Source organism: Actinoplanes sp. NPDC024001, from assembly GCF_040638955.1.
In the GTDB taxonomy this organism is placed as follows: Bacteria; Actinomycetota; Actinomycetes; order Mycobacteriales; family Micromonosporaceae; genus Actinoplanes.
Window position 1 is genome coordinate 1 of the sequence record NZ_JBEZZB010000236.1, and the last position, 12,060, is coordinate 12,060.

Annotated in this window: 15 protein-coding genes and 1 pseudogene; 8 read left to right on the forward strand and 8 right to left on the reverse strand. The window is 72.2% G+C overall.

What is annotated here, in order from left to right:
* A partial coding sequence (locus AB0F81_RS47175; protein ID WP_360210259.1) for a DAK2 domain-containing protein occupies positions 1-474 on the reverse strand: 474 nt, incomplete at its 3' end.
* Positions 475-636: 162 nt separating this feature from the next.
* On the opposite strand from AB0F81_RS47175, the gene rpmB reads away from it, so the two are divergent.
* Entirely contained in the window at positions 637-828 is a 192-nt protein-coding gene (gene rpmB / locus AB0F81_RS47180) for a 50S ribosomal protein L28 (RefSeq protein WP_093401721.1), read from the forward strand.
* Between the two features lie 1,110 nt (positions 829-1,938).
* On the opposite strand, the gene AB0F81_RS47185 is transcribed toward rpmB, so the two are convergent.
* Positions 1,939-2,397 (reverse strand): GNAT family N-acetyltransferase, encoded by a 459-nt coding sequence (locus AB0F81_RS47185; RefSeq protein ID WP_360210262.1) that lies wholly within the window; start codon positions 2,395-2,397, stop codon positions 1,939-1,941.
* A 17-nt stretch (positions 2,398-2,414) separates the two neighbouring features.
* The gene (locus AB0F81_RS47190) at positions 2,415-3,356 is read right to left on the reverse strand and encodes a thiamine-phosphate kinase (protein ID WP_360210264.1); all 942 of its coding nucleotides are present in this window, start codon (positions 3,354-3,356) and stop codon (positions 2,415-2,417) included.
* 97 nt (positions 3,357-3,453) lie between these two features.
* Here AB0F81_RS47190 and AB0F81_RS47195 point away from each other — a divergent pair, with 97 nt between their 5' ends.
* Both AB0F81_RS47195 and AB0F81_RS47200 read left to right on the forward strand, forming a co-directional pair.
* Positions 3,454-3,687 (forward strand): Lrp/AsnC ligand binding domain-containing protein, encoded by a 234-nt coding sequence (locus tag AB0F81_RS47195; protein ID WP_196413799.1) that lies wholly within the window; start codon positions 3,454-3,456, stop codon positions 3,685-3,687.
* A gap of 1 nt (position 3,688) precedes the next feature.
* Positions 3,689-4,315, forward strand: a complete 627-nt coding sequence (locus tag AB0F81_RS47200; RefSeq protein ID WP_360210266.1) for a DUF3515 domain-containing protein — start codon at positions 3,689-3,691, stop codon at positions 4,313-4,315.
* A gap of 4 nt (positions 4,316-4,319) precedes the next feature.
* Here the strand turns inward: AB0F81_RS47200 and AB0F81_RS47205 are convergent, their stop codons facing one another.
* Entirely contained in the window at positions 4,320-5,402 is a 1,083-nt protein-coding gene (locus AB0F81_RS47205; protein WP_360210268.1) for a D-alanine--D-alanine ligase family protein, read from the reverse strand.
* Between the two features lie 162 nt (positions 5,403-5,564).
* Between AB0F81_RS47205 and AB0F81_RS47210 the strand changes: the two genes are divergently transcribed.
* From AB0F81_RS47210 to AB0F81_RS47225, 4 genes are all read left to right on the forward strand, one after another.
* A complete protein-coding gene (locus tag AB0F81_RS47210; RefSeq protein ID WP_360210270.1) occupies positions 5,565-5,954 on the forward strand; it encodes a hypothetical protein in 390 nt (129 codons plus the stop codon).
* An 86-nt stretch (positions 5,955-6,040) separates the two neighbouring features.
* Entirely contained in the window at positions 6,041-6,721 is a 681-nt protein-coding gene (locus AB0F81_RS47215) for a DedA family protein (protein WP_360210272.1), read from the forward strand.
* 6 nt (positions 6,722-6,727) lie between these two features.
* Positions 6,728-7,840 carry a histidine kinase gene (locus AB0F81_RS47220; RefSeq protein ID WP_360210274.1) on the forward strand — a complete coding sequence of 371 codons (1,113 nt, stop codon included), beginning with the start codon at positions 6,728-6,730 and terminating at the stop codon, positions 7,838-7,840.
* Entirely contained in the window at positions 7,831-8,472 is a 642-nt protein-coding gene (locus AB0F81_RS47225; RefSeq protein ID WP_360210276.1) for a response regulator transcription factor, read from the forward strand. Before AB0F81_RS47220 ends, AB0F81_RS47225 begins: the two co-directional genes overlap by 10 nt.
* On the opposite strand, the gene AB0F81_RS47230 is transcribed toward AB0F81_RS47225, so the two are convergent.
* From AB0F81_RS47230 to AB0F81_RS47245, 4 genes are read right to left on the reverse strand one after another with little or no spacing between them, the layout of a single operon-like run.
* Positions 8,457-8,834 carry a hypothetical protein gene (locus tag AB0F81_RS47230; RefSeq protein WP_360210278.1) on the reverse strand — a complete coding sequence of 126 codons (378 nt, stop codon included), beginning with the start codon at positions 8,832-8,834 and terminating at the stop codon, positions 8,457-8,459. The genes AB0F81_RS47225 and AB0F81_RS47230 overlap by 16 nt on opposite strands.
* A complete protein-coding gene (locus tag AB0F81_RS47235; protein ID WP_360210280.1) occupies positions 8,831-9,937 on the reverse strand; it encodes a cystathionine gamma-lyase in 1,107 nt (368 codons plus the stop codon). The genes AB0F81_RS47230 and AB0F81_RS47235 overlap by 4 nt, the downstream gene beginning before the upstream one ends.
* Complete coding sequence (locus AB0F81_RS47240; RefSeq protein WP_360210282.1) at positions 9,934-10,926, reverse strand: NAD(P)H-dependent glycerol-3-phosphate dehydrogenase; 993 nt, start codon at positions 10,924-10,926, stop codon at positions 9,934-9,936. The genes AB0F81_RS47235 and AB0F81_RS47240 overlap by 4 nt, the downstream gene beginning before the upstream one ends.
* Positions 10,923-11,648 (reverse strand): lysophospholipid acyltransferase family protein, encoded by a 726-nt coding sequence (locus AB0F81_RS47245; protein WP_360210284.1) that lies wholly within the window; start codon positions 11,646-11,648, stop codon positions 10,923-10,925. The genes AB0F81_RS47240 and AB0F81_RS47245 overlap by 4 nt, the downstream gene beginning before the upstream one ends.
* Before the next feature lie 129 nt (positions 11,649-11,777).
* Here AB0F81_RS47245 and AB0F81_RS47250 point away from each other — a divergent pair.
* Positions 11,778-12,060, forward strand: a pseudogene (locus AB0F81_RS47250) (2-phospho-L-lactate guanylyltransferase); the annotation flags it as partial.

Consider the following 12,060-nt stretch of genomic DNA (forward strand, 5'->3'; position numbering starts at 1 on the left):
GTCGGATTTGATGCGGCCGGCGCCCTCGGCGGCGGCCGCGACGACCGAGAGGACCGTGCCCTCGACCGGCCGGGCGACCGCGGCATAGGCCGCGTCGGTCGCCGTGCGCAACGCCCGGGCCAGCTCGCTGCCGCGCACCGCCACCGCGGTGGCGAAGGTGTCCGCCATCCCCCGCAGGATCTGCGACACGATGACCCCGGAATTGCCGCGGGCGCCGAGCAGCGCGCCACGCGCCATCCGCCGCATCAGCCGGCTCACCGCTGTGCTCGCCGCCCCGGACTCCTCCGGCTCCGGCGTCTCCTGCTCCAGCGCCTCCCGGGCCGCGGTGAGCGTGAGCACCAGGTTGGTGCCGGTGTCACCGTCGGGCACCGGGTAGACATTCAGCTCGTCGATCTCACGCTGATGCGCCCGCAACGCTTCGAGCCCACCACCACACCAGCGGCGGACCGCGGCGGCATCGAGGGTCTCCAGCACGCGAAAATCGTACTAACGACCCCCGACAAACGCGGGGTACGCACCCTGACCGGGGGCGATTGGCTGTCTCGCCCGGGGATCGGGTAACCTTGCCGGGTTGCCTGGGCGATGCTTCCCTGGGCGCCTCCAGTTCTGTTTTCGTATCAAACCCAGGAGTATCCCGTGGCTAGCGTTTGCGACGTCTGTGGCAAGGGACCGGGCTTCGGCCACAACGTGTCCCACTCGCACCGGCGGACCAACCGCCGCTGGAACCCGAACATCCAGTCGGTGCGCACCCCGGCCGGTGGCGGGACCACCAAGAAGCTCAAGGTCTGCACCTCGTGCATCAAGGCCGGCAAGGTCGCGCGCGCCTGAGCTGAGCAAGTAGCTCTGACAACTAGCCGCCGAGCCCTCGGGTTCGGCGGCTAGTTGCCGTCCACAGGGTTTTCCACAGGCGGTGTTTGCGGGGTCGCGGAGCCTGGAGGATCGGGCGTCGTGCGTGGCCGGCCGGGCCACTGCTGGCGGCCATGCCTCAGTATCGCCCGCGAACTCACCCTGGCAGCCGATCTGCCCACATCCGGCTGGCGTCGAGTGCTGCCTGCTCGGCCACAGGCCGACCCCAGCCGGCAGCCGATCAAGCTGGCTGACGCGCAGTGCTGCCTGCGCGGCCCCAAACCCACCCCAGCCGACAGCCGACCAAGCTGGCTGACGGACAGTGCTGCCTGCACGGCCGCAGGCCGACCCCAGCCGACAGCCGACCAAGCTGGCTGACGCGCAGTGCTGCCTGCACGGCCCCAAACCCACCCCAGCCGACAGCCGACCAAGCTGGCTGACGGACAGTGCTGCCTGCACGGCCACAAACCCACCCCAGCCGACAGCCCGTTGGGATAGCTGACGAACAGTGCTGCCTACCCGTGTGCCCGAAGAACGCGGCGCAGGAGGGCGGCACGAAGTTGCTGGCGCACGGAAGCGCGGGTGCACGAACAGCGGAAGTGCACGATGAGCGCGGGGCATGGAGAGCGCGGGGCGTGGAGAGCGCGGGGCGTGGAGAGCGCGGGGCGTGGAGAGCGCGGGGCGTGGAGAGCGCGGGGCGTGGAGAGCGCGGGCGCGCGGAGACCGAGGGTGCCGGGCCGAGGGTGTCGGGGCCGAGGGTGTCGGGGCCGAGGGCGCGGAGGCGAAGGGGCGAGGGCGCGGAGGGCTCGAGGGGGTGGAGAGCGCGGGGGCGCCAAGAGCGAGGGGCCGGCCGAGGGGGCGGGGGCGAAGGCCCGGAGGGTGCGAAGGCGAGGACGCGGAGGGCACGGGAGTGAAGGCCCGGAGGGTGCGAAGGGCGCGGAGAGCGCGAGGGGCCCGGAGAGCCGAGAAGGCGAGGGTGTGGAGGGCTCGGGGGCGAGGGCGTGGAGGGCTCTGGGGCGAGGGTGTGGAGGGCTGAGTGGCGCCGAGAGGTGGTCTGGGGGTGGGTGGGTGACCGGCGGGTGGGCGGTGCGGTCAGAGAGGCTTGGCGTAGGAGAGGACGCCCTCGTGACCGGCGTAGAAGCCGAAATCGTCGATTCGCTCGTAGCCGGCGGATTCGTAGAGGGCGATGGCCTCCGGCTGGCGGTCGCCGGTTTCGAGGATGACGCGTTTGCAGCCGGCTTCGCGGGCGGAGTCCTCGATGGCGGCGAGCATGCGGCGGGCCACGCCGCGGCCGCGGGCGGCGGGGGTGGTGAACATGCGCTTGAGTTCGGCGTCGTCGCCGTGGCGGCGCCAGCCGGCGCTGGCGATCAGCGCGTTCCCCTCGACGGCTACCAGGAAGGCGCCGCGCGGTGGGGTGAAGTCGGCCGCGGAGATCGGGGTGTCGTCGCCGGTGCCGCCGTAACGGGCGGAGAGGTCGGCCATGTTCTCGGCCACCAGTGCCTGGACTGCGGGCGCGGCGAAGTCCGCGGACTTGATCTTGAACTCGGGCACGGGACGAGCCTAGAACCTCAGCGGAAGTGGTCCCAGCCGGGACCCCCGCCGGACCAGGGCTTGCGGTCGACGGTGACGCCGGCGCCGTCGTGCACGGCACCGATCACCTGCCAGCCCTCGGGGAGGGTGACGCCGGGCGGGAAGGTCGCGGCGAGCGGGTGGTCGTCGCCGCCGGTGAGGATCCACTGGTACGGGTCGACGCCGAGCGCGCTGGCCGCGTCGCGCATCTGGTCGGGTACGTCGAAGGCGTCCCGGTGCACGTCGATCCCCACGACACTGGCGGTGGCGATGTGCCCGAGGTCCTGGAGCAGGCCGTCCGAGACGTCGATCATCGAGGTGGCGCCGAGACGGGCCGCTTCCGGGCCGGCCGCATACCGGACGGCCGGCCGGCGATAGGCCTCCACGAGCAGTTTCGGCGTACGAAAGCCCCGGGAGAGCACGGTGAGGCCGGCGGCCGCGTACCCGATCCGGCCGGAAAGGGCGACGACGTCGCCGGGCTGGGCGCCGTCGCGGCGGACCGGCGCCGCGCCGCCCAGGTCTCCCAGCGCGGTGACCGCGATCATCAGGGTGGGGCTGGCCGACATGTCGCCGCCGACCACCGAGGCCCCGACCCGGGCGGCCTCCTCGCTGAGCCCGTCGGCGAGCCCTTCCGCCCAGCTCAGCTCGGTGCCGGTGGGCACGCAGAGCGCCATCAGCAGCGCGGTGGGCGTGGCGCCCATGGCCGCGATGTCGGCGAGGTTGGCGGCGGCGGCACGGTGGCCGATGTCTTCCGGGCCGCACCAGTCGCGGCGGAAGTGCCGGCCCTCGACGAGTACGTCGGTGGAGGCCACCACCCGCCCGTCGGCCGCGCGCACCACGGCGGCGTCGTCGCCGGGGCCGAGCAGGGTGGCGGGGCCGGAGCCGAGCCGGGAGACGATTCGGCCGATCAGCCCGAATTCACCGGCCTCTGCGATGCTCACGTCTAAGTCCTTCGATGGTGGCGTCCCGCTGCGGAGCAGCTTCGTACGGTAGTTTCACTTTTCGGGGATCATCGGTGGTGGCGGATTGGAGTGGATCGTGGTCCAGGCATACATCCTCATCCAAACGGAGGTCGGGAAGGCCCGTGACGTGGCCGCCGCGATCGAGAAGATATCGGGGGTGGTCCGGGTCGACGCCGTGACCGGGCCGTACGACGTGGTCGTGCTGACCGAGGCGCACACCGTCGACGAGCTCGGCGGGCTGATTGTGAGCAAAGTCCAGTACGTACCGGGCATCACGCGAACGCTAACCTGCTCCGTGGTAAACCTCTGACATGGTGAATCTCGACACCCCGAAGACGGAGCCACCGAAGGACCGGACCAACCGGGTCGCTGCCGTCTGGGCGACCGCGGTGGCCGTACCCGTGGCTTTGGTCGTGGGGGTTGTCGCTTTTCTCGCGATCCAACCTGAGAAGTCCGAAACAGCGGGCAAAACGCCCGCGGCTATCCCCAGTGCCGCGGTGGAGATGGCCGCGCCGAAACTCGACGAGCGCGCCACCCAGGTCTGCCTCGCCGTGACGAGTCAGCTGCCGACCAGCGTGCGTGACCTGCCGGCCCGCAAGGTCAGCGCCGGCCCCGAGCAGAACGCGGCGTACGGCGAACCGCCGCTGACCGTCGCCTGCGGCGTGCCCCAGCCGCAGATGTGCGAGTCACTGGAGAAGACCACGCCGGGCTGTGTGCCGCTGGACACCGAGCTGCTGATCATGAACCGGGTCTGCTGGTACGCGAAGCCCGGCGCCGACGCGGCCACCCTCACCACGATGGACCGTGAGGTCGCGGTTCAGGTGACCGTGCCGTCGGCGTACGAGAATCCGGCTCAGTGGGCGAACGAGTTCTCCGACACGGTGGTCCGGACCGTGAAGTCGAAGACCGAGGGCCTGCCGAGCGGCTGCAAGATCTAGAAACTCAGTGCAGGCCCGTGCCGCGGTGCAGCGCGGTACGGATCAGCCGGTCCACGACCTTCGGGTACTCCAGGCCGGTGGCCGCCCACATCTGCGGGAACATCGAGGTCGGGGTCATCCCCGGCATCGTGTTGATCTCGTTGAGGAAGATCTCGCCGGACTCGGTGACGAAGAAGTCGACCCGGGCCAGGCCGGCGCAGTCCAGCGCGGTGAAGGTCCGCAGCGCGAACTCCCGCACCCGCTTGGTCAGCTCGGGCGAGAGGTCGGCGGGGATCGTGTAGCGGCTGCCGACCAGGTACTTCGTCTCGAAGTCGTACCAGTCGGCGTCGTCGACGTGGATCTCGGCGAGCAGCGACGCCTCGGGCGCTCCGCCGTTCTCGCCCTCGAGCACACCGCACTCGATCTCACGGCCCACGATCGCGGCCTCGACGAGCACCTTCGGGTCGATCTGCCGGGCGGTGGCGATCGCGGCGTCCAGGTCGGCCCAGTCGGTGACCTTGGTGATGCCGGTGGAGGACCCGGCCCGGGACGGCTTGACGAAGACCGGCAGGCCGAGCCGCTCCTTGTCCGCCTCGGAGAGGGAGACGCCGGCGCGCAGCACCGCGTACGGCCCGACCGGGATGCCCTCGACGACGGCCAGCTTCTTGGTGAACTCCTTGTCCATGGCGGCCGCGGAGGCGAAGACGTTGGCTCCGACGTACGGAATCCCGGCCATCTCGAGCATGCCCTGGATCGTGCCGTCCTCGCCGTAGGCGCCGTGCAGCACCGGGAAGACCACGTCCACCCCGGCGAGGTCGCGCATGCCCTCGGCGGGGTCGCGGACGAGCAGCTCACCGGCCGCGAGGACGAGCGAGTCGCCGGACGAGGAGGTGATCTCGGGCAGGTCGGTGCCGGAGATGGCGAGCTGAGCGGGGTCGCCCGCGGCGAGGACCCAGCGACCCTCACGGGTGATTCCGACCGGGACCGCCTCGTACTGATCGGGGTCCAGCGCACCCAGGATGGCGCCCGCGCTCACGCAGGAAATGGCGTGCTCAGTGCTGCGACCACCGAACACGATCGCGACACGAGTCTTCCGGGGGGTCGTCACTCTTCTCTGCGCCTCTCGCTAGCGGGCATGCCGGGGGTGACCCTACTCTGCGTAAGCCAGATATGGGATCGCGGCGGCCACGGCCCGGCCAGAGGGGACGACCTGTTCATGCCACCAGCACTCCACGTGATCGCCGGCCCTGGTCCGGGTCAACTGGCGACGATGGCTCACCCGCGCGACGAGCCGTGGTCACCGCAGGAGCTGGGGGCGCTCGCCCGCGCTGGTGTGCAGGTGCTGGTCTCCACCGCGGAGCCGGTTCCGGAGGCCGAGGGGATGGAGCTGGTTCCCCTGCCGGACCCCGACAACGACGCGCTGCGCGAGGAGGCCGGCCAGATGGTCGCCCTCGCCACCCGGCTGGCCCGGGAGGTACGCGCGGGCCGCTTCGTGGTCACCCAGTCGTCCGGCGACGTCGGCCGGTCCACCCTGCTCGCGGTCATGACGCTGACGTTGCTCGGCATCCGCCCGGGTGAGGCGCTGCGCCGCATCGGCGGTGAACCGGGCACCGACGTGCCGCAGGACTGGCTGCACGACTTCGTCGCCACCCACGGCTGACCCCAGCCGCGGGGTGTGGTTTTCCGCAGTCGAGGACGGCGGCCGCCCTCATGGTTCTGACCTGCGCGTTTTTCTAGCGTCAAGACATGACCCATGCGGAGCAAGCAGTACCGGCGGCGGACGGCCTCGCCGGATTCGCGACCGACCTGGTGGACCGGCTCGGCGGGCCGGGCGCGGGCCTGGCCGTGGCGCTGGAGAACCTGTTCCCGCCGATTCCCAGCGAGGTGATCCTGCCGCTGGCCGGTTTCGCCGCGGCGCAGGGCCGGATGAACCTGTTCGGCGCGATCGTCTGGACCACGCTGGGCTCGGTGGCCGGCGCCCTCGCCCTCTACTGGATCGGCGCCGCGCTCGGCCGGGACCGGCTGCGCGCGATCGTGGCCCGGTTGCCCCTGGTGAAGCTGGACGACCTGGACCGGACCGAGGCGTGGTTCGCCCGGCACGGGACGAAGGCCGTCTTCTTCGGCCGGATGATCCCCATCTTCCGGAGCCTGATCTCGGTGCCGGCCGGGCTGGAACGCATGCGCCTCGGCACGTTCCTGGTCTTCACCACGCTGGGCAGCGCCATCTGGAACACGGTGTTCGTGCTGGCCGGCTATCAGCTCGGGGCGCGCTGGCACACGGTCGAGGCGTACGCGGAGAACTTCAAGAACCTGGTGATCGTCACCTGTGCGCTGGCGGCCGTCGTCTTCGTCGTGATGCGCCTGCGCCGGCCCCGGCGCACGCGTGGCACGGTGTACGGACGTGCCCGCCACCGATGGGAGGAGTGACGGCCGGTGCCCACCGTGCTGATCCGGCTGGCGGCGGTGGCGGCAGGAATCGTCACCGCCCTCGTAGAGCTGCTGTTCCTGGTGCTGGCCGGGCTGGCCGCAGCGGTCGCCCGCCCCCGGGTCCGTCCCGTCGCCGAACGGTACGCGCTGCGCCTGGTCGCAGCGGAGCAGCGCCGGCTGGCCATCGCCACCGGCACGCCGGCGCCGGCACCGCTGACCGGTTCCGGGCCGCGGGTGTACGCGTACCTCGCCGCCCGCATCGTGCCCGCGCTGATGGCCGCGCTCACCGTCGGGCTGCTCCTGGTCGGCTGCTGGCTGGCCGCCATCGTGGTGGTCGCGGTGGCGACCGGGACGATGAGCGTGCCCGACGCCCTGCTGCAGGTGATCCTCGGTGGCGCCCTGCTGGCCGGGAACCTGCAGGCCATCCTCGGGGTGGCGAGGCTGGACCGCTGGCTCGCCCGGAGGCTGCTGGAGGAGAGCAGCCGGGAGGCGCTGCGGCAGCGGATCGACGAGCTGGCGGCCAGCCGGGCCGAGGTGATCGCGGCCGTCGACGACGAGCGCCGCCGGATCGAGCGGGACCTGCACGACGGGCTGCAGCAGCGCCTGGTCACGCTCGGCATGCTGCTCGGCCGGGCCCGCCGCAGCCACGACCTGGACAAGACCCGCGACCTGCTGGCCCAGGCGCACGCCGACGTGCAGCGCGCGGTGGAGGAGATGCGCGAGGTGGCCTGGCGGGTCTACCCCTCGGCACTGACGCACAGCTCGCTGGACGAGGTGCTCACCATGGTGGCGCAGCGCTCCACCGTGCCCGTGAAGATCGACTACACCCTGCCGGTGCGGCCGGGCCGGCGGATCGAGACGGCGCTCTACTTCGTCGCCTGCGAGGCCATGACGAACGCCGCCAAGCACGCCCGGGCTACGGTGATCACGATCGCGGTCGGTGCGGCGGGCACGGGGGTCGAGATGGTGGTGCGGGACGACGGGGTGGGCGGCGCCGACCCGGACGGGACCGGTCTGCACGGCCTGGCCCGCCGGGTCGCCGCCCTGGACGGCCGGTTCGCCGTGCACAGCCCGCCCGGCGACGGCACGGAACTGCGGGTGGAGCTGCCGTGCGAATAGTGCTCGCCGAGGACTCCACGCTGCTGCGGGAGGGTCTGGTCCGGCTGCTCGCCGACGAGGGCCACGAGGTGGTGGCCGCGGTTCCCGACGCCGGCCAGTTGCTCACCGCCGTCGAGCGGGACCGGCCGGACGTCGTGATCACCGACGTCCGGATGCCGCCCGACAACACCGACGACGGATTGCGGGCCGCCCTCCAGGTGCGCCGGCAGTGGCCCGGGACCGCCGTGCTGGTCCTCTCGCAGTACGTCGAGAAGCGCTACGCCGCCCAGTTGCTCGCCGACCGTTCCGACGGGGTCGGCTACATCCTCAAGGACCGGGTCGCCCACGTGGAGGACTTCCTGGAGGCCCTCGACCGGGTCGCCGCCGGCTCCACCGCGCTCGACCCGGAGGTGGTCCAGCAGCTGCTCTCGGCGAACGGCAACGACCCGCTGCACGCGCTCACGCCCCGCGAAAGGGAGGTGCTGCACCACATGGCGCAGGGTCACACCAACGCGGCGATCGCGGCCCGCCTGCACGTGTCACAGAGCGCGGTCGAGAAACACGTCAACACCATCTTCGACAAGCTGGACCTGTCCCACGTCACCGGTTACAGCCGCCGGATCCTGGCGATCCTGCGTTACCTGGGCGCCTGAGCGTCAGCCGTGAAGGTCTGGGGCAGCGCCCCGCGGTCCCAGAGCTCGTCCAGGTGCGCGAGGAACCCGGTGAGGCTGCGTTCCAGGTCGCGGCGCTCGGCGGCGGGCAGGGCGGCCAGCGGATCCGAGAAGATCAGCCCGTCCGGGTGCTTGGCGCGGGTGCCGACGAATTTGTCGCAGGCCCCGCACCAGACGTAGCTGACCAGCGTGGGGCGCCGGGCGTTCTCCGGCGCGGTGAAATAGGCCCGCAGCCGCCGCTCACCGCAGGCCGGGCAGTCCCGCTCCCCCGGCGCGGCGAAGAAGCTCTCGCCCTGGGTGAGCGCCGCCACCTCGTCACCGCTGAAGCTGCTCCACGCGGTCACGCCGAGCCGTCCAGCGCGGCGGTCAGGTCGGCCAGCAGGTCGGCGGTGTCCTCGATGCCGCAGGAGAACCGGACGAACCCGGGAGCGGTGTCGTCGCCCCACTGCGCCCGGCGGTCGGCGGTGGTGTGCACCCCGCCGAACGAGGTCGCGGCGAAGACCAGCTTCGCCGCGGTGAGGAAACGGGCCACCCGCTCGGCCGAGCCCAGGTCGAACGAGACCACCCCGGGGATGCGGCGCATCTGCGCCGACGCGATCGGGTACGACGGGTCGGACGGCAGCCCCGGCCAGCGCACCCCGGCGACGTCCTCGCGGGCCAGCAGGAGCTCGGCGACCGCGGCCGCGTTGGCGCTCTGCCGGGCCAGCCGCAGGTCGAGCGTGGCGATCGACCGGTGCGCCAGCCAGCAGTCGAACGCCCCGGGCACGCCGCCGGTCTGCTTGCGCCAGGTCTCGACCTTGCCGAGCAGCTCGGGGTCGGTGGCGCTGACATAGCCGAGCAGCACGTCGGAGTGCCCGGTCAGCGCCTTGGTGCCGGACGCCACCGCCAGGTCCGCGCCGAGGGCCAGCGGGTTCTGCCCGAGCGGTGTGGCGGTGGTGTTGTCGACCGCCACCAACGCGCCGGCCTCGTGTGCGGCGGCGGCGATCGCCCGCACGTCGCAGACGTCCAGCCCCGGGTTGGCCGGGGTCTCCAGCAGCACCAGCCGGACGCCGGTGAAGTCCGGATACGGTCCCGCCGTCGGCACCAGGACGGTCTTCACACCCAGGTCACGCAGGGCGCCGTCGGCGAACGCCCGTACCGTGAAATAGCCGTCCGCGGGAAGGGCGACCGTGTCGCCGGTGCGCAGCACCGCGAGAAGCAGCGCGGTGATCGCCGCCTGGCCGCTGGCGAAGACCAGCGTGGGCCCGCCCTCGAGGGCCTCGATCGCCGCCTCCAGGGCGCGCCGGGTGGGGTGCTCGGTCCGGGCGTAGCCGTTCTCCCCCGGCCCGGTCGCCGGGTCGAGGTGGTAGGGCGCCGCGAAGACCGGTCCGGGCAGGAACGGCTCGCCGACCACGGGGGCGGGCAGGCCGGCGTGCACCGCGCGGGTGCCGTCGGAGTAGCTGGTCACTCGGGTTTCATCTCTCGTGTCATCAACAGTTTCACCGCGACCCGCGGGTCCACACCCTCGTGGCAGACCCGCTCGACCTGCTCGACGATCGGCATCTCGACGCCGTGCGAGCGGGCCAGGTCGCGGATGGACAGGCAGCTCTTCACGCCCTCGGCGGTCTGCCGGGTGGCGATCTGCGCCTGCTCCAGGGTCTCGCCGCGGCCCAGGTGCTCCCCGAAGGTGCGGTTGCGGGCGAGCGGCGACGAGCAGGAGGCGACCAGGTCGCCCAGGCCGGCCAGGCCGGCGAAGGTCAGGGGGTCGGCGCCGAGCGCCACCCCCAGCCGGGCGGTCTCGGCGAGACCGCGGGTGATCAGCGAGGCCCGGGTGTTGTCGCCCAGGCCGATCGAGATCGCCATGCCGTACGCCAGGGCGATCACGTTCTTGGTGGCCCCGCCGAGCTCGCAGCCGATCACGTCGTCGCTGGTGTACGGCCGGAAGTACGGCGTCGCCAGGGCGTGCTGCACCTGCTTGGCGCGGCCCTCGTCGACGCAGGCCACCACGGTGGCGGTGGGCTGCTCGGCGGCGATCTCGGGGGCCAGGTTGGGTCCGGAGACCACCACCACCCGCTCCGGCGCGACGCCCGCGGTCTCGGTGATCACCTCGCTCATCCGCTTGAGGGTGCCGAGCTCGATGCCCTTCATCAGCGAGACGACCGTGGCGCCGTCCGGGAACGCGCCGGCCCAGTCGGCGAGGTTGCCGCGCAGCGTCTGCGAGGGCACCGCGATCGCGATCAGTTCGGCGCCGGCGACGGCCTCGGCCAGGTCGGTGGTGGCGGTGACCCGCTCGGCCAGCCGGACCCCGGGCAGCGAACCCTCGTTGCCGCGCCGCTCCCGGATCTCCGCGGCGACCACCTCGCGCCGGGCCCACATGGTCACGTCCGATCCGGCGTCGCCGAGCACCTTGGCGAACGCCGTGCCCCAGGCTCCGGATCCGATGACGGCCGCCCTCATGGTGCGTCCTCCGAGGTCGAGGCCCGCCGAGCGGGCCGGTCGTAGAGCGCCGGCGGTTCGCCGTCGCGGATCTCACCGAGCAGATCCCGGACGCCCAGCATGATGGCCTCGGTCATCTCGTCCAGCACCTCCCGGGACGGCGTGGCGCCGGCCCAGCGGCTGAGGTCGATCGGCTCGCCGCTCGTCACGGTGACGTGCGTGCGGCGCAGTTTCAGCCGGTTGGTACGCGGGTCGAAGATCTGCTGAGCGCCCCAGTTGGCGATCGGCACCACCGGGGCGCCGGTGAGCAGCGCGAGGCGGGCCGCGCCGGTCTTGCCGCGCATCGGCCACAGCTGCGGGTGCTTGGTGGTGGTGCCCTCCGGGTAGATCACCACCGCGCCGCCCTCGCGCAGTGCCTCGACCAGCGTGTCCAGTGACTTCACCGCTTCCACACTGCCCCGTTCGACCGGGATCTGCCGGGTCTTGTCGAGCAGGAACCCGATGACCGGCACCTTCCACACGCTCGCCTTGCCGAGGAAGCGGGGCCAGCGGCCGGACCGGTAGATGTAGTGGGCGACGACGAGCGGGTCGAAGTGCGAGACGTGGTTGGGGACGAGAATCACACCGCCGGTGGTGGGGATCTTCTCGCGGCGGAGCCAGGTCTTCCTGGTCAGCACGGTCATCACGGGAACAACCAGCATCACCGCGACACGCTGCCAGAATCCGAGCCTCGGCTGTGCCACGGCATCCCCCGTCCCTCGATCGGCGACGGATTGCGCGCCGCCCGACGTTCACCTGCGACGAAATCATGCCCGCTCAGGGCCGGTGGTACCAGGCAGGGGTAACGCTGGTCTCGCTGGCAGACTGGCGGGGTGGTGCGGAAGTGGACGGCGGTGATCCCGGTCAAGCGGCTGGACGCGGCCAAGACGCGGCTGCGGGGTGCCGTACCCCTTGATCGCCATCCGGAGCTGGCGCTGGCCATGGTGCGCGACACCGTGACGGCCGTGCTGGAGGCACCGGCCGTGACCGGGCTCGTCGTCGTCACCGACGACGCGGCCGTCGGGGCCGCCGTGCGTGAGCTGGGCGCCCGGGTCGCGCCCGACCCGGGCGCCGGGCTGAACGCCGCCATGCGTTACGGCGCCACGACGTCGGCGC